Here is a 20829-nt window from a genome sequence, read left to right on the forward strand (position 1 = left end):
TTCAACATTCCGAAATCAATATCGTTGTTCCGTCAGTTGATAGAGATCATCTATCGTTCGCCATACGCCGCGCCTCGGTCAGCAGCGCCTCCAGCACGGGGGTATGAGGTTCCCGCCAAGGTGCCACCAGACCGACGACATGGCTTGCGCCGTCCCCGTCCAGCGGAATGGTCCGCAGCGGCTTGCCCTGGGTCAGGAAACCCGCGATGTCCTCGGGCAGGATGGTGATCCAGCCCCCTTCCAGCACATGGGCGACCAGAACTACCGTGGAACTGGATTCAACCGTCGCCTGGGGGGTCACGCCCGCCTCGATCAGGTTGCGGTTAATGATCCGGCGGTTCTGCATGTCGCTTGTCAGCAGGCACAGCCGGTGCCCCGCCAGATCGGACCAGGCCACGCGATCCCGCGCGACCAGCGGAGAATCCTGTGCGCAGACCAGCATATAGCGTTCGTCATACAGGCTGACCGTGCTGACCCGGCCCAGCGGCTCGTTGTCCAGATACGAAATCCCCGCGTCGACGGTCAGATCGTCGATCATCTGCAGGATCTCGACCGAGGTGCGCGACAGGATCGTCATGCCGACATTCGGATGGGCGGCGCCGAAGCGCGCGCTGATCCGCGCGGCCCAGGTCAGCGCCGTGGGGATCACGGCAATGCGCAACTGGCCCGAAAGGCCGTGGCGGGTCGCCCGCATCTCGTCCCGCAACTGGCGGGTGTCGCCGACGATGCGGCGCGCCCAGACCAGGGCCGACTGCCCCTCGGGGGTCAGCCCGCCGAAGCGCGAGCCGCGGAAGACCAGAAGGACGCCAAGCTGTTCTTCCAACTGCTTGATGCCTGCCGACAGCGTGGGCTGCGTGATGCCCAGGCTGGCTGCGGCGCGTCCGAAATGGCGTTCCTTGGCGACGGCCAGGAACATTTCCAGCTTGTCGATCATTCGGCGGGTGCGACCGCGGCGTCTGTCTGGCGGTCCTTCCGACCGCCCAGAAGCCGCACCATCAGCACGAAGAACAGCGGCGCGAACAGAATCCCCATCACGGTTGACGCGACGGTGCCGCCGATCACCGTGGCGCCGATGGCGTTGCGGCCGTTGGCCCCTGCGCCCGTGGACAGCAGCAGCGGCAGGACGCCCAGCGTAAAGGCGATCGAGGTCATGACGATGGGGCGGAACCGCTGGCGCGCGGCCTCGACCACGGCCTTGAACAGCGGAACGCCGGCGTCCGACTGTTCGCGCGCGAATTCGACGATCAGGATGGCGTTCTTGCCGGTCAGGCCGATCACCGTCAGCAGGCCCACCTGGAAGAAGACGCCGTTGTCGAAGCCGCCGAGGAACGCCCCCAGCAGCGCCCCCAGGACGCCGATGGGCATGACCAGGATCACCGCCAGCGGGATGGACCAGCTTTCGTAAAGCGCGGCCAGGCACAGGAACACCGCCGCCAGCGACAGCGCGTAAAGCAGCAGGGTCTGGTCGCCGGATTCCTGCTCCTCCAGCGACAGGCCGGTCCAGGCCACGGCAAATCCGGGCATGTCGGACACGATGCGCTCGACCTCGGCCATGGCGTCGCCGGTGCTGACGCCGGGGGCCGGGCCGCCCTGGATCTGCATGGCCGGGATGCCGTTGTAGCGGCTGAGCCCCTGCGGGCCGAAGGTCCAGTCCCCGGTCGAGAAGTTGGAAAACGGCACCAGGCCGCCGCTGGCGTTCCTGACGCGCCACTTGTCGAAGTCGCTGGGGGTGGATCGCGACGTCGCCTCGCCCTGAACATAGACGCGCTTGATGCGGCCCCGATCCACGAAATCGTTGACGTAGCGCCCGGTCCAGGCGACCTGCAGCAGACCGGCCACGTCGGTCGCCGTGACGCCCATGGCGCCCGCCTGCCGCCAGTCGATGTTCAGCTTGAACTGGGCCGCGTCCTCCAGCCCCGAGGGGCGGGTCTGGGCGATCACCTGGCTTTGCGCGGCCATGCCCAGGAACTGGTTTCGCGCCTCCAGCAGTTGCTCGTGCGACTGGCCGCCCCGCGCCTGCAGGAAGAAGTCGAAGCCCGAGACGTTGCCAAGCTCGATCACGGATGGCGGCACGATGGGAAAGACCATCGCGTCCTGGATGCCGCTGAGTGCACCGAAGGCCCGGCCCGCGACCGCCTGCACGTCCTGTTCGGGGTTGGGGCGTTCATCCCAGTCCTTCATGCGCACGAAGGCCATGCCGACGTTCTGCCCCTGCCCCGCGAAGCTGAAGCCCACGACGCCGAACATCGAATCGACTGAATCCTTTTCCTGGTTCAGGAAATAGTCCTGCACCTGGTCGACAACGGCCGCCGTCCGTTCCGCGGTGGCCCCGGTCGGGCCCTGGATCAGCACGAACATGATGCCCTGATCCTCGTCCGGCAGGAAACCCTCGGGGGTGCGCAGGAACAGCAGAACCATGGCCGCGCCGATGCCTGCATAGATCAGCAGCATCCGCAGCGGGCGCCGCACCAGCCAGCCCACCGCGCCGGTATAACCGTTGGTGGTGCGGTCGAAGTTGCGGTTGAACCAGCCGAACAGCCCGGTCCTGGAATGATGGTCCTTGGACCGCAGCAGCGTGGCGCAGAGCGCGGGCGTCAGCGTCAGCGCCACCAGCACCGACAGGCCCATGGCCGAAACGATGGTGATCGCGAACTGCTGGTAGATCACCCCGGTCGAGCCGCCGAAGAAGGCCATCGGCACGAACACCGCCGACAGCACAAGGGCGATGCCGATCAGCGCGCCGGTGATCTGGCCCATGGACTTGCGCGTGGCCTCGCGCGGTTCAAGACCGTCCTCCTCCATGATGCGTTCGACGTTTTCGACGACGACGATGGCATCGTCCACCAGCAGGCCGATGGCCAGCACCATGGCCAGCATGGTCAGCGTGTTGATGGTGAAGCCGAAGGCCGCAATGATGCCGAAGGTGCCCAGCAGGACGATCGGCACGGCCAGCGTCGGGATCAGCGTCGCCCGCCAGTTCTGCAGGAAGACGTACATGACGATGAAGACCAGCACGATGGCCTCGATCAGCGTCTTGACGACCTCCTCGATGGAGATTTCCACGAAGGGCGAGGTGTCGAAGGGGATGACGTATTCCACGCCCTCGGGGAAGAACCCGGCGAATTCCTCCATCCGTGCCTTGACGCGTTCGGCGGTGTCCAGCGCGTTGGCGCCGGGCGCCAGCGACAGCGCCATCCCGGCGGCGGGCCGGCCGTTATAGGTCGCCTCGGTGGCATAGCTTTCCGCCCCGATCTCGACCCGCGCCACGTCGCGCAGCAGGACAAGGCCGCCGTTCTCCTCGGCGCGCAGGACGATCTGGCGGAAATCCTCGGGGGTGGTCAGCAGGGACTGCGCGGTTACGGTGGCGTTCAGTTGCTGCCCCTCGACCGTTGGCAGGTCGCCGAAGGCCCCGGCCGAGATCTGGGTGTTCTGGGCGGAAACGGCGGCCACCACGTCCGATGGCGCCATTTCGTAGGCGGCCAGCTTGTCGGGGTCCAGCCAGATGCGCATGGCATAGGGCGCGCCGAAGACCTGCACGCTGCCCACGCCCTCGACCCGGGACAGGTCGTCCACCAGGTTCGAGAACATGTAGTCCGAGAGATCCGTCTGGTCATAGCTGTCGTTGCCGATCAGGCCGATCACCATCAGGAAGCCGGCGGTCGATTTCTCGACCACCACGCCCTGGCGCTGCACGGGTTCGGGCAGCAGGGGCGTGGCCTGGGACAGCTTGTTCTGGACCTGGACCTGGGCGATGTCCACGTCGGTCCCGGTCTCGAAGGTCAGCGTGGTTTCCGACGCCCCCGCCGATGACGACGAGGACGAGATGTAGCGCAGCCCGTCGAGGCCGGTCATCTGCTGTTCGATCACCTGCGTGACGGTGTTCGCGATCGTCTCGGCCGAGGCGCCGGGATAGGTGGCGCGCACCGTGACCGAGGGCGGCGCGATCTGCGGATACTGCGCGATGGGCAGCGTCAGGATCGACAGGATGCCGATGCCCATGATGATGATCGAGATCACCCAGGCGAATACCGGACGGTCGATGAAGAAACGGGCCATGATCTGTCACGCCTTCGTTGTCTGGATCGTCAGTTGCCCGACGTGGCTGCGGTCTCGGCGGCGGCCTGTTCGGCGGGCGCCCCTGCGGCGGCTTGTCCGTCGGGGGCGGCGGGTTCCTGACCGCGTTCCTGCGGAACCACGGTGGCGCCCGGTCCGATCTTCTGGAGGCCCGCCACGACCACGCGGTCGCCGGGCGCCAGGCCGTCCGTCACCACCCAGTTCACGCCGCGATCCTGGGCAATCTCGAGCGCGCGTTCCTCGACGACGTTCTGGTCGTTCACGACCATCGCGACGGGTCGCCCGCGCCGGTCGCGGCTGACGCCTTCCTGCGGGGCCAGGATCGCGTCCTTCAACTGCGCCTGCGGGATGTCGGCCAGAACGAACATGCCGGGCAGCAGGAAACCGTCCGGGTTGGCGAATTCCATCCGCAGCGTGATGACGCCGGTGGTCTCGTCCACATGCGGCTCGGCGGCGGTCATGGACCCAGTGTGCTCATAGGTGCTGCCGTCGGCCAGGCGCAGGGACACGGTGCGGTCGGTCCCTTCAGGCAAGGCGGCCTCGGGGCCCATGCGCTGCCAGCGGATGATCTCGGCGGCGGACTGGGTCACGTCCACGCGGATCGGGTCGATCCGGCGGATCACGGCCAGGGGGGTTTCCTGCCCCGCCGTGACCAGGGCGCCGGGGCTGACCTGCGCCAGGCCGATCACGCCGTCGATGGGCGCGGTGATGGTGGTCCGGTCCAGGTCGATCTGCGCCGCCAGCACCTGCGCCTCGGCGGCCTTCACGGCGGCTTCGGCCGCATCGCGTTCCGCGATGGCGCTGTCCTGCGTCTGTTCGCTGGCAACGCGCCGGTCGCGCAGGGTCACCACGCGCTCGGCCTCGCGCCGGGCGGCATCGGCCTGGGCTTGCGCCTGCGCCAGCGCGGCCTGGGCCTGGGCCACGGCGGCCTCGTAGGTGCGGGGATCGATGCGGTACAAGGGATCGCCCTCGGCCACGAGGCTGCCTTCGTCGAACAGACGCTCGACGATCAGGCCGCCGACCTGCGGGCGCAGTTCGGATTCCGCCGAGGCCACGACCCGGCCCGGCAGGCTGGCGGTCAGCGTCACGTCCTCGGCCTTCAGGGTCACGACGGTGACGGCGGGGGGCGGCATCTCTCCGCCCGGAGCCTGGGCGGAAAGACCGCCGGGAAACGTCGCCGCGATGACGCCGGCAAGAACAAGAAGTCGAGTCAGCGTGGCCATGCTGTCCGTCCGTCTGGGAGAATAAACCGATGGTGGCGCCTGCCCGTTCGCAGGGGCAGCCCGTCGCCGGCGATCACGCTAGCGTCATGCAGGCCAAAGAACAACGGTTTCGTTGCAGTTGCCCGCGCACGGAGAATGCTTGCCTGAACCCCGATCCGAAGGCACTCTGGTCCCTGAACCTGGCAACTTGGGGGGAGCCGATGCCAGCCTATCTGATCGCGGACGTGAAGGTGACGGACGACGCATGGGTGCCCGACTATGCCGCCCGCGTCCACGAGATCGCGGCGAAGCACGGCGGGCGCTATCTGTCGCGGTCGGGCCATATCGACACGCTCGAGGGCAAGCCGCTGGGCAGCACGCTGGTCGCGCTGATCGAATTTCCGTCAAAGGAGGCCGCGCGGGCCTTCGCCGACGATCCCGAATATGCCCCCTTCGCCGAGGCGCGCAAGGCCGGCAGCGTCAGCAACTTCCACCTGATCGACGACAGCGATCTGGCGGGCAGCATCCCCTATCTGCCGAAAGGCTGAGACAGCCGGATTGCGGGTGTCGGCCAAAGGTGCAAGGAACAGGCGCGGCGACCAACGCCGGCCTGTTTCGGATAACTCATGCATTTTGCCTATGGCCCTTCCCTGATTCGGGTGAACATGCCCGACCACGCGACGCTGATGGCCGAGGTTTCGCGCCGATTCCACGCCAGCGAAGGCTTTGCCCTGGCGACGATCAACCTGGATCACCTGGTCAAGCTGCGGCAGGACGATGCTTTCCGCGAGGCCTATGCCGGCCAGGACCTTGTGGTGGCGGACGGCAATCCGATCGTCTGGCTGTCGCGGCTGGCCGGACGGCCGGTGGACCTGGTCCCGGGGTCCGACCTCGTGATCCCGCTGGCCCGGCTGGCAGCGTCCGAAAGTGTCGGCATTGCCCTGGTGGGAACCACCGACGAGGCCTTGTCCGCCGCCACGGACGAGATCACCCGCCGCATCCCGGACTGCCGGATCGTCGCCCGGATCGCGCCGCCGATGGGGTTCGACCCCGACACCGACGCGGCGCGCGAGCTGTTGCGGCAGGTGCGGGACAGCGGCGCGCGGCTGTGCTTCCTTGCCCTCGGCGCGCCCAAGCAGGAACGCCTGGCTGCGCTTGGCCGTATCGAGGCGCCGTCGGTCGGGTTCGCGTCGGTCGGCGCCGGGCTGGATTTCCTGGCCGGAAACCAGACGCGCGCGCCGGAATGGGTCCGGCGCATCGCGATGGAATGGGCGTGGCGGATGGTGTCCGCGCCGAAGCGGCTGGTGCCCCGCTATGCCCGCTGCGCCGCCATCCTGCCGTCCGAGGCCGTGGCGGCGCTGAAGCTGCGGCGCTGATCAGCAGCCCGTCCGGCCCAGCACGACCGAAACCGTGCGCAGAAGGATCGCAAGGTCGCTGCCGAAGGACAGGCTGCGCTCATAACGGTCGTCGTACCAGGCGCGGGCCGCGAAGGTGGTGCGGTTGCGGCCGGCGGTCTGCCAGAACCCGGTGATGCCGGGACGCAAGCGGTAATATCCGTCGCCCGAATACAGGTTCTGTTGGTCCGGCATCATCGGGCGGGGCCCGACCAGGCTCATCTCGCCGGTCAGGACGTTCCACAACTGCGGCAGCTCGTCCATGGAACTGGCGCGCAGCAGGCGGCCAAAGGCGGTGACACGCGGGTCCTGGCGCAGCTTCTGCGCCGCGTCCCATTCCTGCCGGGCCTGCGGGTTGCCGGCCAGATAGGATTCAAGCCGCTGGTCCGCGTCATGGACCATGCTGCGCAGTTTCCACATGCGGAAGATGCGGCCGTCGCGGCCGATGCGCTTTTGCGAATAGAACGGGTTCTTTCCGTCGACCATCACGATCAATGCCAGCAGCAGCACCAGCGGCACCACGATGGGCGAGGTCAGAAGAACAAGAAGCATATCCAAAGGACGCTTGACCAAGCTGCGATAAAACCACGGGCTCTGCTTGGCATGGGACGGAATGGCCGAAACACGGGCCATGACGACCGACTGGGACTTAACCGACATTTTTACCTGCACATCACTAAAAACAATGCACCCCGAACCACTGAGGCGCTCACTCGCAACGATTGGAACATAGCATTCCGCCAAACCGCTGAATATGGCTAAACTTTAATTTAAATGGTTAGGAACCTGCCATTTTGGATAGTTTGTCTGCCCGCTCTGCCTGCAGGCGCCCCTCGGACCGGCCGGAACAACCCTGAGTCGATCAGCCGCCGGCCCTCGCCGCATGTGTGATTCTGGCGCGGTCCCGTGTCTGACAAGCAGCGGCCGTCACATTCGCGGTGCCGCTTGGTTGATCTATGCCTGTTTCCGCCTATGCTGCGCTGCGACATGCCTGCCCGCACGAAGGGATAAGGAAACCACGCCATGACCGACGAGACCCGCCGCCGCGCCGAGGACATCCGCACCCAGATCGAGGATCTGACCCAGGCCGCCCTGCCCGAACCCAAGGCCGATCCGCTGTCCGTGCGATCCGCCGATCCCCAGCTTGCCGCCGAAATCCGCCGCCGCATGGACGAGATCGATCTGGGCGACACCGGCTCGATCGTGCGCTTCGGCACGCGCGCGCAGGCCGGACTGCAGGAAATCAGCCAGAAGATGCTGGCGGACGTCAAAAGCAAGGACGTCGGGCCCGCGGGCGAAAGCCTGCGCAGCATCGTGACCACCATCCGCGGCTTTTCGACCAGCGAACTGGACATGCGCCGGACGCGAAGCTGGTGGGAAAAGCTGCTTGGCCGGTCGGCGCCCTTCGCCAAGTTCGTGGCCAACTACGAGCAGGTCCAGACCCAGATCGACCGCATCACGGTCGAGTTGGAGCGTCACGAGCAGACGCTGCTGAAGGACATCAAGTCGCTGGACCTGCTGTATGGCCATACGCTGAACTTCTATGACGAACTGGCGCTGTACATCGCCGCCGGCGAGGAAAAGCTGCAGGACCTGGACACGACCGCCATTCCGCAGCTTGAGGCCCGGCTCAAGTCCGCGCCCGAGGACGAGCAGGTGATGCAGGCCCAGGCGCTGCGCGACCTGCGCGCCGTGCGCGACGACCTGGAGCGGCGCGTCCACGACCTGAAGCTGACCCGGCAGGTGACGATGCAGTCCCTGCCCTCGATCCGGCTGGTGCAGGAAAACGACAAGTCGCTGGTGACAAAGATCAACTCGACCCTGGTGAACACCGTGCCGCTGTGGGAAACGCAACTGGCGCAGGCGGTCACCATCCAGCGCAGCGCCGAGGCCGCGCGCGCCGTCAAGGAAGCCAGCGACCTGACGAACGAGCTGCTGACCCGCAACGCCGACAACCTGCGCCAGGCCAATGTCCAGATCCGCACGCAGACGGAACGCGGTGTCTTCGACATCAATTCGGTCAAGGCCGCCAATGCGCAGCTGATCGCCACCATCGAGGATTCGTTGCGCATCGCCGACGAGGGCCGCACCCGCCGCGCCGCCGCCGAGGGCGAGCTGGCGAAGATGGAAGCGGAACTTCGCGACACGCTGGCCCGTGCGACGGCCCGGCGCCAGGAAGGGCCGTCGGCGCCGGGGACGCCGATCCGGCAATGAGCGTGGGTGTCCAAGTCCGACGCTGGCTGCCGCTGCTGGGGCTTCTGGCACTGGCGGCCTGCCAGGCGCCCGAGTCCGCCTCGCCGGTTCCCGAGCCAAGACCCATGGCCCGGCCCGAGGACCTTGGCCCCTCGCAAGAGCAGTTGCGCAAGGCCCGGGCCGAGCGGAACCGCGCGGCCAACGCCGCCGCTGCCGAAGCCCTGGTCAAGGCAAGCGCCACCAGCACTGCGCAGCGCGACTTTTACGATCGCGCGGAACGGGCCCTGCGCGGCCAGGGCCGCCTGCGCCGCGACCGGGTGCCGCTGGACGCGCCCATCGACGCCGACTTGCTGACGCGCAACTTCATCGCCATCGCGCTGCGCGACGAATACGCGCAGGGCGGGATGCAGGCCGTCGATGGCGGCGTGCCCGCCCCCTTGCGCCGCTGGCAGGATCCCGTGCGGCTGCAGATCGAGTTCGGCACCACCTCGGACGTTGCGACCCGCCGCGCCTATCGCGTCGAGGTCAGCCAGTTCGCCGCAAGACTGGCCGAGGTGACGGGCCACCGGGTTTCCCTGACCGACAGCGGCGGCAACTTCGTCGTGATGGTCCTGTCCGACGACGAACGCCGCGCCATCGGCCCGCGCCTGGCGCAGCTTGTCCCCGGCATTCCGCCGCAGGACATCGAGGTGATGCAGGCCCTGGACGCCGACAACTTCTGCACCGTCTTCGCCTATTCGCGGGGCGCCACGCCCGTCTATTCGAACGCCGTCGCCCTGATCCGGGCCGAGCTTCCGCCCCTGCTGCAAAGCTCGTGCATCCACGAGGAAGTGGCGCAGGGCATGGGCCTTGCCAATGACAGCCCCGATGCCCGCCCCTCGATCTTCAACGACGACGAGGAATTCGCCCTGCTGACCCGGCATGACGAACTGCTGCTGAAGATCCTGTACGACCCGCGCCTGCGCCCCGGCATGACCCCGGCCGAGGCCGAGCCGGTCGTCCGCCGGATCGCTTCCGAGCTGCTGGCCCAAAGCCTCTGACTTGCGCCGGGCCTTCCCGGCCCCCTAACATGGGCCAGGCATCCCGAGGAGGCGACAATGGCGATCTTCGACATTCTGGGCGGCGAGTTCATCGAGGTCATCGAATGGACCGACGACAGCCGCGACACGATGGTCTGGCGCTTTCCGACCGTCGGCAACGCGATCAAGTACGGCGCCAAGCTGACGGTCCGCGAAGGCCAGGCCGCCGTCTTTGTCCATGAAGGGCAGCTTGCAGACACCTTTGGTCCCGGCCTCTACATGCTGGAAACCAACAACCTCCCGATCATGACCCGGCTGCAGCATTGGGACCACGGCTTCCGCAGCCCCTTCAAGTCCGAGGTCTATTTCGTCAACACGACGCGCTTCAACGACCTGAAATGGGGCACGCGCAACCCGATCATGGCGCGCGACCCGGAATTCGGCCCGGTTCGCCTGCGTGCCTTCGGCACCTATTCCATGCGCGTCACCGACCCCGCCCGCTTCATGACCGAGATCGTGGGCACGGATGGCGAGTTCACCAGCGACGAAATCGCCTTCCAGATCCGCAACGTGATCGTGCAGGAGTTTTCGCGCGTCATCGCCGGTTCGGGCATCCCGGTCCTGGACATGGCCGCCAACACAGGCCAGTTGGGCGAGCTGATCGCCAAGGCCATCGAACCCACGATTGCCGCCTATGGCCTGACGATTCCCGAGTTCTACATCGAGAACATCAGCCTGCCCCAGGATGTCGAGAAGATGCTGGACAAGCGGACATCCATGGGCATCCTGGGCGATCTGGACCGTTTCGGCCAATATGCCGCAAGCGAGGCGATGGTGAATGCCAGCCAGAACCCCGGCGCGGCAGGGGCCGGGATGGGCGCCGCCATGGGCGCGGTGCTTGGCGCGGGCATGGCGGCACGGCCCGCCTCGGGGCCCTGGGGCAGCGTTCCTCAGCCCGGCGCGGCCACTCCGCCGCCCATGCCGCCAACGGGCGCCGTCTGGCACGTGGCCCTGAACGGCCAGGCCGAGGGACCGTTCGACCGCGCGGGGCTGGAGCGTCTTGCGACCGAGGGGCGGTTCATGCGTGAAACGCTTGTCTGGGCTCCGGGTCAGGATGGCTGGCGCAAGGCGGGTGACGTGCCGGAACTGTCGCAGCTTTTCCCCTCCATGCCGCCGCCGCTGCCCGGCTGATGGCCTGATGCCCACGCCCCAGATGGAACATCGCTATCCCTGCGAGCAGTGCGGGGCCAGCCTGCGCTTCCAGCCGGGCCAGCAGATGCTGGTCTGCGACTGGTGCGGCCACCGGCAGGCGATAGGCGCGGGTCCCGCCCAGGCGCCGGCGCGCCAGAGCCGGGGCGGGTCGGAAGGCGAAGACGCGATCCTGGCCGATCCCGAAACCGGCCGGGCGCTGCAATGGGACGCGGGTCACAAGTCCCCCGACCTGGTCGAGATCCCGCTGGAAAAGGGCCTGCGGCTGGACGCCGCCTCCGACATCGCCGCGACCGTCCGCCTGCTGTCCTGCCCCAACTGCGGCGCCCAGATCGAGATGGGCGACACGACCCACGCCAGCGCCTGCCCCTTCTGCGCCACGCCGGTCGTCACCGACACGGGCACCAGCCGCAAGATCAAGCCCCAGGGCGTCCTGCCCTTCCGCCTGACCGAGAATCAGGCCCATCGCGCGATGGAGGATTGGCTGGGCAACCTGTGGTTCGCGCCGTCGGGCTTGACCGCCTATGCCCGACGGGGCCGCAGGATGCGCGGCATCTATTCGCCCTACTGGACCTTCGATGCCCAAACCCGGACAGACTATGCCGGACAGCGCGGCGATCACTATTATGAGACCGTCTGGGTCACGCAGCAGGTCAACGGCCGCAGCCAACAGGTGGCGCGGCAAGTCCGGCGGACCCGCTGGCGGCCGGTGTCGGGCCGTGTCGCGCGGGACTTCAACGACGTGCTGGTGCTGGCCTCGGCGTCCTTGCCGCGCAAGTTCTCGGACGGGCTGACGCCGTGGGACCTGTCGCATCTGCGGACCTACCGCCCCGACTACCTTGCCGGGCTGGAGGCCGAGGCCTACACGATCCCGCTGGCCGAGGGTCACAAGATCGCCCGGGCCGAGATGGCGGGCGTGATCCTCAACGACGCCCGCCGCGACATCGGCGGGGACGAACAGCGGGTCGAGCATGTCCAGACCGAACATTCGGCCGAGACGTTCAAGCACATCCTCCTGCCGGTCTGGACGGCCGCCTACCGCTACAACGGCAAAAGCTATCGCTTCGTCGTCAACGGCCAGTCCGGCCGCGTCATGGGAGAGCGCCCCTGGTCGGCCTGGAAAATCGCCGCGGCCGTCATCGCCGCTCTGGTTGCGCTAGCGGCTTTCCTGTATGTGGCCGATGCGGGCGGCTATATCGACCTGGAGGCCGCCTTGCAGGGGGGCGATGTTGTCATCCAGGGCTATTGAACGGAGGGGACGATGATCCTGTGCGCAGGGGAATCCTTGATCGACATGGTGCCGGACAACGGCAGCTTCCGCCCGCTGGCGGGCGGCTCGGTCTACAACACGGCCATCGCGCTTGGCCGGCTGGGCGAGCCCGTGGCCTATCTCTGGCCGATCAGCCGCGATCCCTTCGGCGACGTTCTTCTGCGCCCTCTGGCCGAGGCCGCGGTCAACACCGACCTTTGCCCCCGCACCGACCGTCTGACGACGCTGGCGCTTGTGACGCTGACCGGGGGCGAGGCCCGCTATTCCTTCTATGACGAAGGCTCTGCCGGGCGGATGCTTGCGCCCGAGGATCTTCCGCCCCTGCCCGGCCATATCGAGGCCCTGTTCGCGGGCGGCATCAGCCTGGTCCCGGACCCTTGCGGCGCGGCCATCGAGGCGCTGATCGCGCGCGATGGCGAGCGGCTTCCGGTCATGCTGGACCCCAACATCAGGCCCTTCTTCATCAACGATGCCGACGCCTACCGCGCGCGGCTGTCGCGGCTGATCGCGCGCTCCGATATCGTCAAGCTGTCCGGCGACGATCTGGAATGGCTTCATCCCGACGTGACGCCCGAAGATGCCGCCCGTCAGGTCCTGTCCCAGGGGCCCCGGCTGGTGCTGCAGACCGGCGGCGCGGCCGGTGCGCGGGCGCATTGGGCAGGCGATGTCGTCTCGGCCCCGGCGATCCGAACGACCGTGGCCGACACGATCGGCGCTGGCGACACGTTCAACGCCGGTGTCCTCGCCAGCTTGCGGCGGCAGGGCGTGTTGTCGAAGGAAGGTCTGGCTACGATCACCGCCGACCAGATCGCCGCCGCCCTGACCCTTGGCGCGCAAGCCGCAGCCATCACCGTATCGCGCCCCGGTGCAAACCCGCCCTGGGCGCATGAGATGCCCGGCGCGAATGTTCTTTCCGAACAACAATCCTAAGGGCTGGAACTGTCGCATGGATATTCTGGACAAGATCAAGGCCTACAAGCTGACCGAGATAGCCGCCGCGAAGGCAGCACGCCCGCTTGCCGATGTCGAAGCGCAGGCCCGCGCGGCATCCGCCCCGCGCGGCTTTGCCAAGGCGCTGGCGGCGAAGGCCCGGACCGGCGCCGCCCTGATTGCCGAGATCAAGAAGGCGAGCCCTTCGAAGGGCCTCATCCGGCCGGACTTCGATCCACCGGCCCTGGCTCGCGCCTATGAGGCAGGCGGCGCCGCTTGCCTGTCCGTGCTGACCGACGCGCCCAGCTTCCAGGGCGCGCCGGACTTCCTGACTGCGGCGCGGGGGGCCTGTTCGCTTCCGGTCCTGCGCAAGGACTTCCTTTACGATCCCTACCAGGTTGCCGAAGCCCGCGCCTGGGGCGCCGACTGCATCCTGATCATCATGGCCTCGGTCGATGATGGCTTGGCGGCCGAGCTTGAGGATGCCGCGACCCACTGGGGCATGGATGCCCTGATCGAGGTTCACGACGCAGGCGAACTGGACCGCGCCCTGCGCCTGAAGTCACCTCTAGTCGGTATAAACAACCGCAATCTCAAGACGTTCGAACTGTCTCTTGATGTAACGCGAGAACTTGCTCCGCGCATCCCTGCGGATCGTGATATCGTTTGCGAAAGCGGCCTTTTCACGGCAGAAGATCTTTCCGCCATGATGCAGGTCGGCGCCCGGCGCTTCCTGATCGGAGAAAGCCTGATGCGGCAAGCGGACGTGACGGCCGCCACCCGCCAGATCCTGGACATAGCCGCATGACCCTGACCCATTTCGACGCGGCGGGACAGGCCCACATGGTCGATGTGTCCGACAAGGACATCACGACCCGAGAGGCGGTTGCCCAGGGTTGCGTCGTGATGGGCGCCGAGACCCTGGCCCTGGCGCAGGGGGGCGCAAAGAAGGGCGACGTCCTGGGGGTCGCCAGGCTGGCGGGGATCATGGCGGCCAAGCGCACCTCGGACCTGATCCCGCTTTGCCATCCGCTTCCAATCAGCAAGGTGTCGCTGGAGCTTGATGCCGACCACAACTTGCCCGGCATCCGCGTCACGGCAACAGTGCGCACCACCGGCCAGACCGGGGTAGAGATGGAAGCGTTGACGGCTGTCTCGGTCGCCTGCTTGACGATCTACGACATGCTGAAGGCCGCAGAGAAGTCGATGGTCATACAGGATGTTCGTCTAATAAGGAAAAGCGGCGGCAAGTCAGGTGATTACGAGGCAAACCTGTGATCTCGGTCGAGGAAGCGCTGGCGCATGTCCTGTCCCTTGCGGGTCCTGTCGCCAGCGAGCAGATCCCGATTGACCAAGCCTTGGGACGGGTCCTTGCAGAACCTGCCGTTGCACGGATCACACAGCCTCCGTTCAACGCGTCCGCCATGGACGGCTATGCCGTGCGCACGACAGAGTTGCATCAGGCCTTGACCGTGATCGGCGAGGCCGCGGCTGGCCGTCCGTTTACCGGCGGCGCCAAACCCGCCAGCGCCGTCCGCATCTTCACGGGCGCTCCGGTTCCCCCCGGTTATGACCGCGTTGTCATGCAAGAGAATGTCGCCCGTGACGGCGACCTCATCACGATCACTGAGACCACCGGCGGCGACAACATCCGTCCCGCCGGCGACGACTTCCGGATCGGCGACCATCATGCGCCCACCCGCAGGCTGAGCACCGCGGATATTGCCTTGCTGGCCGCGATGAATGTTCCCGTGGTGAGCGTCGCGAAACGTCCGCGTGTCGCCATCCTTGCAGGCGGCGATGAGCTGGTAGGGCCGGGCACCACGCCGGCGCCGGGGCAAATCGTCAGTTCGAACGACCTGGCGATCGCAGCCCTGGTGCGCGAGGCAGGAGCGGAGCCCGTGATCCTGCCGATCGCACGGGATACCGTTGAAAGCCTGCATCAGGGCTTTGCCGCTGCAGCCGGGGCCGATCTGCTCGTCACCATCGGAGGCGCCTCGGTCGGCGACCATGACCTCGTGGGTCGGGTGGCGTCCGAACTGGGCCTGCAGCAGGCCTTCTACAAGATCGCCATGCGCCCGGGAAAGCCGCTGATGGCCGGCCGCCTGGGCGCGACGCCGATGGTCGGATTGCCGGGAAACCCTGTTTCAGCAATAGTTTGCGGGGTTTTGTTCGTCCAACCTCTTGTCTTGGCGATGCAGGGCCTTGCCTCGCGAAAGCGTCTCCTCAAGGCCCGCCTTGCGCTTGACCTGCCTCCGGAAGGAAACAGGCAGCATTATCTTCGCGCGACCTTGGCAGAGAGCGACGATCTGCCGCTCATCCGGCCTTTTGCAAGCCAGGATTCCGCGCGATTGTCCTTGATGGCGCAGGCGGATGCCCTGCTGGTCCGCCCCGCCGGTGATCCCGCGCGACGCGCGGGAGACCTTGTCAGCTTTTTGCCCCTTCGCGGCTGACGATTAACGAATTTTTCAAGTTCAGCTGTTCTGTTCGTTGACGTGATTCTGCTTTTGCGATAGAACAGATACGGAACAATACGATGCCGGGGATCGACGGAATGCTGACCAAGAAGCAAATCCAGTTGCTGGATTTCATCCAGAAGCGCATGGCGCGCGACGGTGTCCCGCCATCCTTCGACGAAATGAAGGAAGCCTTGGACCTGCGGTCCAAGTCCGGCATCCACCGGCTTGTGACGGCGCTTGAGGAACGTGGCTTCATCCGCAGGCTTCCCCACCGCGCCCGCGCGCTGGAAATTGTCCGCCTGCCCGACGCTTTGGTCGAGGCCGAGGGCGCTAAAGCAGGTTTCACGCCCAAGGTCATCTCCAACACCCGTGCACCCCGCCCTCGCGGCGCGATCACGATTGCCGACAGCCCGGCGGTCGAACTGCCGCTGATGGGCCGTATCGCGGCCGGTGTCCCGATCGAGGCGATTTCCGAAGTCTCGCACCATGTCGCCGTGCCCGGCACCATGCTGAGTGGGCGCGAGCATCATTATGCCTTGGAAGTTCAAGGCGACTCGATGATCGAGGCCGGGATCAACAATGGCGACGTCGTGGTGATCCGCGAGCAGGACACGGCGGAAAACGGCGACATCATCGTGGCCCTGGTCGAGGGTCACGAGGCCACGCTGAAGCGCTATCGCCGCCGCGGTGGCATGATCGCGCTCGAGGCTGCAAACCCGGCTTACGAAACCCGCATCCTGCCCGAGGAAAGCGTTCGCATCCAAGGGCGACTGGTTGGCTTGATCCGCAGCTACTAAGGTACGACGCGGGTCAGAGGTGGTCGAAAAAGCCCTGACCCGCCCGGCCAAGCAGTTCCTCGGCAAGGTCGGCGCCCATGGCGGCTCCGTCAGTCAGGCCGCCTTCCCGATGACCGCTGATCGCCGCCGAACCATCAGGGCGCAGGATTTCTCCACGCAGCAGCAGGCGTCCCTCGCGCAGTTCCGCCAGCCCTGCAATCGGGGTCTGGCAGGATCCATCGAGCCTGGTCAGATAGGCGCGTTCAGCGGCGATGCGATGGCCGGTATCGCCGTCATGGATCGCGGCCAGCATCATGGCCGCTCGTTCATCGTCGCGCCGCCGCTCGATCCCGATGGCGCCCTGGGCCACGGCGGGCAGCATCTCGGCGGGGTCGATTGCGTTCCGCGCGACATGAAGCATGTCCAGCCGCGACAAGCCAGCCATCGCCAGGAAGGTCGCCGCCGCCACGCCCTCGTCCAGCTTTCTCATGCGCGTCTGCACGTTGCCGCGGAATTCGACAAGCTGCAGGTCAGGACGCCGGTAGGCAAGCTGGGCGCGGCGTCGCAGGCTGGAACTGCCCACGACCGTTCCTGCGGGAAGCTCTCCGATCGAGGCGAAATGGGGGCTGACGAAGGCATCGCGCACATCCTCGCGCGGCAGCAGGCAGTCGATGACCAGGCCGTCGGGCTGGATGGTCGGCATGTCCTTCATCGAGTGGACGGCGATGTCGATCTGCCCGGCAAGAAGCGCATCCTCGATCTCGCGCGTGAACAGGCCCTTGCCGCCGATCTCTTTCAGGGGGCGGTCGGTGATCCGGTCGCCGGTGGTCTTGATGACCACGATGTCGAAGGCGTCGGACGGCAGGCCATGGGCGTCGGACAGGCGGTCGCGCGTCTCGTGCGCCTGGGCAAGCGCCAGCATCGAGCCTCTGGTGCCGATCTTGAGGGGGCGGGTGGAGTCGGGCATCTGCATCATGTGCCCGGCATAACCGCCGGGACGCGGCTTGACAACGCCCGAAGGCTCGCCTTGAAGGAACCGCAGGAGGCCCCATGACCAAACTTCTGCTGCGTGCCCTTGCAGGCGAAACGCTGCCCACCCCGCCGATCTGGATGATGCGCCAGGCCGGGCGCTATCTGCCGGAATACCGGGCCACCCGCGCCCAGGCAGGTGATTTCCTGTCGCTGTGCTACACGCCCGATCTTGCGGCCGAGGTCACGCTGCAACCGATCCGCCGTTTCGGCTTTGATGCCGCGATCCTGTTCGCCGACATCCTGCTGGTGCCGCAGGCGCTGGGGGCCGACCTTTGGTTCGCAACGGGCGAGGGTCCGCGCCTGTCGACGGTGGCCTCGGCCGAGGACGTGGCGCGGCTGAAGTCGGCGGATCAGATCCATGATCGCTTGGGGCCGGTCTATGAAACCGTGCGCATCCTGTCGCGCGAACTGCCGCGGGAAACCGCGCTGATTGGCTTCGCAGGCGCGCCCTGGACGGTGGCAACCTATATGATCGCGGGTCGCGGCACACCCGACCAGGGTCCGGCCCATGCGTTGAAGGATCGGGATCGGGCGACCTTTGCCGCGCTCATCGACCGCATCACCGAGGCGACGATCCTCTATCTGTCGGCGCAGATCGACGCGGGGGCCGAGGTCGTGAAGTTGTTCGACAGCTGGGCCGGCAGCCTGAAGGGCCGGGATTTCGACGATTTCGCCGTCGCGCCTGCCCGCCGCATCATCGAGGCCTTGAAGCAGCGCCACCCCCATGTGCCGGTGATCGCCTTTCCGCGGGAAGCAGGCGACCGCTACATCGGCTTTGCCCGGGCGACTGGCGCCGATTGCGTCGCGCTTGATAATTCCGTCAGCGCGGAATGGGCCGCCAGCCATGTCCAGGTCGATGGCTGCGTCCAGGGCAACCTGGACCCGCGGCATATGGTCGCGGGCGGGCCGGAGCTTGTGGCCGAGGCGCAGCGGATCACCCGTGCCTTCCGGGGCGGGCCGCATATCTTCAACCTGGGCCACGGGATCACCCCGGATGCAGACCCCGACAACGTCGCCGCGATGATCGAGGCCGTGCGCAGCGCATGATCTGGGTCGCGGCGACGCTGATCGCGGCGACGGCGCAGACTGTCCGGAACGCCGCGCAGGCAGGGTTGACGCGCGAGATCGGTACCATCGGGGCCACCGCCGTCCGGTTCCTGTTCGGCTTCCCCTTTGCCGTCCTGGCGCTGCTTCTGGCTGCGGCATGGTGGCCGATGCCCCGACCGGACCTGACCGTGATCGGGTGGGCCGCCCTGGGGGCCATGGCACAGATCGCCGCAACGGCCTTCATGCTGCTGACGATGCGGGACAAGGGCTTTGGCGTCGCCACCGCGCTGATGAAGACGGAACCCGTCACCCTGGCCGTGATCGGGGCCATCGTCCTGGCCGAACCGCTTGGTCCCGCGCGGCTTGGCGTCATCGCCTTGGCGACGCTGGGTGTCGTGCTTGCCTCTGGCGCGACCTGGGGCCGCGCGGGCTGGGGGGCGGTGACGACCGGCATCTTGTCCGGCGCGCTGTTCGGCCTGTCCTCCATCGGGTTTCGCGGGGCGTTGCTGGCGCTTTCCGATGGCGGCTACGTCATTCGTGCCATTACGGTTCTGGCGGTCACGCTGGGGCTTCAGGCTACGGCCATGCTGGCCTGGCTGCTGCTTCGCGACCGCTCGTCGCTGCGGGGCATCGCATCGCAATGGCGGCTGTCCGTGGGGGCGGGCGCCTTGGGGGCCTTTGCCTCTCTGTTCTGGTTCATGGGCTTTGCCCTGACGCCCGCCGCCAATGTCCGTACCTTGGCCCTGGTCGAGGTCGTGTTGGCCCAGGTCCTGTCAGGCCGCGTCTTTCGCCAGACCATCAGGCCGGCGCAACTGGCCGGCATGGCGCTGATCCTGGCAGGGGTCGGCTGGCTGCTGGCGGTTACCGTCCGCTAAATCCACTTGGCCAGCGGAGGCAGGCTCATCAGCACGGCATCGGCATTGTGGCCGGTTTCCAGCCCGAACTTCGTGCCTCGGTCGTAGACGAGGTTGTATTCCGCATAAAGGCCGCGATGGACCAGTTGCGCGTCGCGATCCGCATCCGACCAGGGCTGGCCCATGCGCGCCTGCGCCAAGGGCAGGAAGGCGGGCAGGAACGCCTCTCCCACGGCGCGGGTGAAGTCGAAGTCGGCCTGCCAGTCTCCGGTGTTCAGGTCGTCGAAAAAGATGCCCCCGACGCCCCGCGCACGGCCGCGATGCGGGATGAAGAAATACTCGTCCGCCCAGGCCTTGAAACGGTCGTAGTAATCTGCCCCGTGCCGATCGCAGGCGGCGCGCAGCCTGTCGTGGAAATGGGCCGTGTCGTCAGGATATTCGATGCAGGGGTTCAGGTCCGCGCCCCCGCCGAACCACCAGGCGCCCGGTGTCCAGAACATCCGCGTGTTCATGTGAACGGCTGGCGCGTGCGGGTTCTGCATATGGGCCACCAGGCTGATGCCGCTGGCCCAGAAGCGCGGGTCGGTGTCGATGCCCGGCACCCCGCGAGAGGCCATGGCGGCCTGCGCGCGCGGGGCAAGGGTTCCGTGAACCTCGGACCAGTTGACGCCGACCTTCTCGAACACACGGCCGCCGCGCATCACCGACATCAAGCCGCCCCCGCCATCGCGGTCGCGGCTTGTGGGGGTCACCTCGAAACGGCCCGCGGGCGCCGCGCCGGGGCCACGGTCCTCCAGTGCCTCGAAGGCCGTGACGATACGGTCGCGCAGGTCGCGGAACCAGGCGGCGGCAGTGCGGCGTTCATGTTCCACAAGGTTCTCCAAACTTGATTTGCCAGCCTGAACGCGCAGCGCTAGCATTCCTCACCCGCTGTAATGAGACCCGACATGAGCCGCAACACCGCCCTTGCCGCGATCATCGCCCTTCCCCTGATCGTGGCTGCCTGCGGCACTCCGCAGGAACGCTGCATCAGCCGCAACACAAGCGAGTACCGCACGGTCAGCCGCCTTCTGGCCGAGGTCGAGGGCAATCTTGCGCGGGGATACGCATGGGAGGAACGGCAGGTCGTCCGCGACCGCCTGACCCACTGCCGAACCTATTATCGCGACCGCGAGGGTCGGACCGTCGTCGGCTATGAGCCCTGCTGGCGGGATTATGTGGATATCGAGCGTTATCGCGTGCCCATCGATCCCGCCGCCGAGCAGCGCAAGCGCGACAACCTGGTCGCCCGCAGGTCCGCGCTGAGCGAGCGCGCCGCATCGGCAGTCCAGGCCTGCCGCGCGGCCTATCCCGAGGATCAGGGCTGACCC

At 67.0% G+C, this 20829-nt stretch carries 20 protein-coding genes; 14 read left to right on the plus strand and 6 right to left on the minus strand.

The genetic code is table 11. The features are described from left to right. Positions 1 to 46: 46 nt before the first annotated feature. The 3 genes from J0F76_RS01270 to J0F76_RS01280 are packed head-to-tail and all read right to left on the minus strand — an operon-like array spanning position 47 to position 5297. The gene (locus J0F76_RS01270; RefSeq protein ID WP_207464871.1) at positions 47 to 934 is read right to left on the minus strand and encodes a LysR family transcriptional regulator; all 888 of its coding nucleotides are present in this window, start codon (positions 932 to 934) and stop codon (positions 47 to 49) included. Then, positions 931 to 4056 carry an efflux RND transporter permease subunit gene (locus J0F76_RS01275; protein ID WP_207464873.1) on the minus strand — a complete coding sequence of 1042 codons (3126 nt, stop codon included), beginning with the start codon at positions 4054 to 4056 and terminating at the stop codon, positions 931 to 933. Before J0F76_RS01275 ends, J0F76_RS01270 begins: the two co-directional genes overlap by 4 nt. A gap of 29 nt (positions 4057 to 4085) precedes the next feature. After that, positions 4086 to 5297: an efflux RND transporter periplasmic adaptor subunit gene (locus J0F76_RS01280; RefSeq protein WP_207464875.1), complete on the minus strand. Its 1212-nt coding sequence runs from the start codon at positions 5295 to 5297 to the stop codon at positions 4086 to 4088. A 200-nt stretch (positions 5298 to 5497) separates the two neighbouring features. Here J0F76_RS01280 and J0F76_RS01285 point away from each other — a divergent pair, with 200 nt between their 5' ends. Both J0F76_RS01285 and J0F76_RS01290 read left to right on the plus strand, forming a co-directional pair. Then, positions 5498 to 5824: a DUF1330 domain-containing protein gene (locus J0F76_RS01285; protein WP_207464877.1), complete on the plus strand. Its 327-nt coding sequence runs from the start codon at positions 5498 to 5500 to the stop codon at positions 5822 to 5824. Positions 5825 to 5941: 117 nt separating this feature from the next. Next, positions 5942 to 6652 (plus strand): WecB/TagA/CpsF family glycosyltransferase, encoded by a 711-nt coding sequence (locus J0F76_RS01290; protein WP_242689906.1) that lies wholly within the window; start codon positions 5942 to 5944, stop codon positions 6650 to 6652. Here J0F76_RS01290 and J0F76_RS01295 read toward each other — a convergent pair whose 3' ends face one another. Further along, positions 6653 to 7330 (minus strand): sugar transferase, encoded by a 678-nt coding sequence (locus tag J0F76_RS01295; protein WP_207464881.1) that lies wholly within the window; start codon positions 7328 to 7330, stop codon positions 6653 to 6655. It abuts the gene before it with no gap. A gap of 363 nt (positions 7331 to 7693) precedes the next feature. On the opposite strand from J0F76_RS01295, the gene J0F76_RS01300 reads away from it, so the two are divergent. From J0F76_RS01300 to lexA, 9 genes are all read left to right on the plus strand, one after another. Further along, positions 7694 to 8884 carry a toxic anion resistance protein gene (locus J0F76_RS01300; RefSeq protein WP_207464883.1) on the plus strand — a complete coding sequence of 397 codons (1191 nt, stop codon included), beginning with the start codon at positions 7694 to 7696 and terminating at the stop codon, positions 8882 to 8884. Further along, complete coding sequence (locus J0F76_RS01305; protein WP_207464885.1) at positions 8881 to 9903, plus strand: DUF2927 domain-containing protein; 1023 nt, start codon at positions 8881 to 8883, stop codon at positions 9901 to 9903. Before J0F76_RS01300 ends, J0F76_RS01305 begins: the two co-directional genes overlap by 4 nt. Positions 9904 to 9960: 57 nt before the next feature. Continuing rightward, positions 9961 to 11073: an SPFH domain-containing protein gene (locus tag J0F76_RS01310; protein ID WP_207464887.1), complete on the plus strand. Its 1113-nt coding sequence runs from the start codon at positions 9961 to 9963 to the stop codon at positions 11071 to 11073. A 7-nt stretch (positions 11074 to 11080) separates the two neighbouring features. Next, complete coding sequence (locus tag J0F76_RS01315; RefSeq protein WP_207464889.1) at positions 11081 to 12340, plus strand: TFIIB-type zinc ribbon-containing protein; 1260 nt, start codon at positions 11081 to 11083, stop codon at positions 12338 to 12340. 12 nt (positions 12341 to 12352) lie between these two features. Beyond that, positions 12353 to 13291 (plus strand): carbohydrate kinase family protein, encoded by a 939-nt coding sequence (locus tag J0F76_RS01320; protein WP_207464891.1) that lies wholly within the window; start codon positions 12353 to 12355, stop codon positions 13289 to 13291. A gap of 16 nt (positions 13292 to 13307) precedes the next feature. Next, on the plus strand, positions 13308 to 14099 hold the full coding sequence (trpC, locus tag J0F76_RS01325) for an indole-3-glycerol phosphate synthase TrpC (RefSeq protein ID WP_207464893.1): 792 nt from the start codon (positions 13308 to 13310) through the stop codon (positions 14097 to 14099). Further along, on the plus strand, positions 14096 to 14569 hold the full coding sequence (gene moaC, locus J0F76_RS01330) for a cyclic pyranopterin monophosphate synthase MoaC (protein ID WP_207464895.1): 474 nt from the start codon (positions 14096 to 14098) through the stop codon (positions 14567 to 14569). Before trpC ends, moaC begins: the two co-directional genes overlap by 4 nt. Further along, complete coding sequence (locus J0F76_RS01335; RefSeq protein WP_207464897.1) at positions 14566 to 15744, plus strand: molybdopterin-binding protein; 1179 nt, start codon at positions 14566 to 14568, stop codon at positions 15742 to 15744. The genes moaC and J0F76_RS01335 overlap by 4 nt, the downstream gene beginning before the upstream one ends. Before the next feature lie 101 nt (positions 15745 to 15845). Next, positions 15846 to 16547: a transcriptional repressor LexA gene (gene lexA, locus J0F76_RS01340; protein ID WP_207465099.1), complete on the plus strand. Its 702-nt coding sequence runs from the start codon at positions 15846 to 15848 to the stop codon at positions 16545 to 16547. Positions 16548 to 16560: 13 nt separating this feature from the next. Here lexA and hemC read toward each other — a convergent pair whose 3' ends face one another. Then, positions 16561 to 17493, minus strand: a complete 933-nt coding sequence (gene hemC / locus J0F76_RS01345; RefSeq protein WP_377707326.1) for a hydroxymethylbilane synthase — start codon at positions 17491 to 17493, stop codon at positions 16561 to 16563. Between the two features lie 83 nt (positions 17494 to 17576). Between hemC and hemE the strand changes: the two genes are divergently transcribed. After that, complete coding sequence (gene hemE / locus J0F76_RS01350) at positions 17577 to 18605, plus strand: uroporphyrinogen decarboxylase (RefSeq protein WP_207464900.1); 1029 nt, start codon at positions 17577 to 17579, stop codon at positions 18603 to 18605. After that, positions 18602 to 19480: a DMT family transporter gene (locus tag J0F76_RS01355; RefSeq protein ID WP_207464902.1), complete on the plus strand. Its 879-nt coding sequence runs from the start codon at positions 18602 to 18604 to the stop codon at positions 19478 to 19480. The genes hemE and J0F76_RS01355 overlap by 4 nt, the downstream gene beginning before the upstream one ends. Here J0F76_RS01355 and hemF read toward each other — a convergent pair. After that, complete coding sequence (gene hemF / locus J0F76_RS01360) at positions 19477 to 20379, minus strand: oxygen-dependent coproporphyrinogen oxidase (protein WP_377707327.1); 903 nt, start codon at positions 20377 to 20379, stop codon at positions 19477 to 19479. The two genes, J0F76_RS01355 and hemF, sit on opposite strands and share 4 nt — an antisense overlap. A 27-nt stretch (positions 20380 to 20406) precedes the next feature. On the opposite strand from hemF, the gene J0F76_RS01365 reads away from it, so the two are divergent. Continuing rightward, positions 20407 to 20826 (plus strand): hypothetical protein, encoded by a 420-nt coding sequence (locus J0F76_RS01365; RefSeq protein ID WP_207464905.1) that lies wholly within the window; start codon positions 20407 to 20409, stop codon positions 20824 to 20826. Positions 20827 to 20829: the final 3 nt, after the last annotated feature.

Source organism: Paracoccus fontiphilus (assembly GCF_017356265.1).
GTDB lineage: Bacteria > Pseudomonadota > Alphaproteobacteria > Rhodobacterales > Rhodobacteraceae > Paracoccus > Paracoccus fontiphilus.

Coding starts and splice junctions, on each gene's coding strand:
- J0F76_RS01305 (WP_207464885.1), top strand. CDS start 8,881: ATGAGCGTGGGTGTCCAAGTCCGACGCTGGCTGCCGCTGCTGGGGCTT.
- J0F76_RS01355 (WP_207464902.1), top strand. CDS start 18,602: ATGATCTGGGTCGCGGCGACGCTGATCGCGGCGACGGCGCAGACTGTC.
- J0F76_RS01275 (WP_207464873.1), bottom strand. CDS start 4,056: ATGGCCCGTTTCTTCATCGACCGTCCGGTATTCGCCTGGGTGATCTCG.
- J0F76_RS01315 (WP_207464889.1), top strand. CDS start 11,081: ATGCCCACGCCCCAGATGGAACATCGCTATCCCTGCGAGCAGTGCGGG.
- J0F76_RS01285 (WP_207464877.1), top strand. CDS start 5,498: ATGCCAGCCTATCTGATCGCGGACGTGAAGGTGACGGACGACGCATGG.
- J0F76_RS01300 (WP_207464883.1), top strand. CDS start 7,694: ATGACCGACGAGACCCGCCGCCGCGCCGAGGACATCCGCACCCAGATC.
- J0F76_RS01280 (WP_207464875.1), bottom strand. CDS start 5,297: ATGGCCACGCTGACTCGACTTCTTGTTCTTGCCGGCGTCATCGCGGCG.
- J0F76_RS01290 (WP_242689906.1), top strand. CDS start 5,942: ATGCCCGACCACGCGACGCTGATGGCCGAGGTTTCGCGCCGATTCCAC.
- J0F76_RS01295 (WP_207464881.1), bottom strand. CDS start 7,330: ATGTCGGTTAAGTCCCAGTCGGTCGTCATGGCCCGTGTTTCGGCCATT.
- hemC (WP_377707326.1), bottom strand. CDS start 17,493: ATGCCCGACTCCACCCGCCCCCTCAAGATCGGCACCAGAGGCTCGATG.
- lexA (WP_207465099.1), top strand. CDS start 15,846: ATGCTGACCAAGAAGCAAATCCAGTTGCTGGATTTCATCCAGAAGCGC.
- J0F76_RS01365 (WP_207464905.1), top strand. CDS start 20,407: ATGAGCCGCAACACCGCCCTTGCCGCGATCATCGCCCTTCCCCTGATC.
- J0F76_RS01320 (WP_207464891.1), top strand. CDS start 12,353: ATGATCCTGTGCGCAGGGGAATCCTTGATCGACATGGTGCCGGACAAC.
- trpC (WP_207464893.1), top strand. CDS start 13,308: ATGGATATTCTGGACAAGATCAAGGCCTACAAGCTGACCGAGATAGCC.
- J0F76_RS01310 (WP_207464887.1), top strand. CDS start 9,961: ATGGCGATCTTCGACATTCTGGGCGGCGAGTTCATCGAGGTCATCGAA.
- hemE (WP_207464900.1), top strand. CDS start 17,577: ATGACCAAACTTCTGCTGCGTGCCCTTGCAGGCGAAACGCTGCCCACC.
- moaC (WP_207464895.1), top strand. CDS start 14,096: ATGACCCTGACCCATTTCGACGCGGCGGGACAGGCCCACATGGTCGAT.
- J0F76_RS01270 (WP_207464871.1), bottom strand. CDS start 934: ATGATCGACAAGCTGGAAATGTTCCTGGCCGTCGCCAAGGAACGCCAT.
- hemF (WP_377707327.1), bottom strand. CDS start 20,379: ATGCTAGCGCTGCGCGTTCAGGCTGGCAAATCAAGTTTGGAGAACCTT.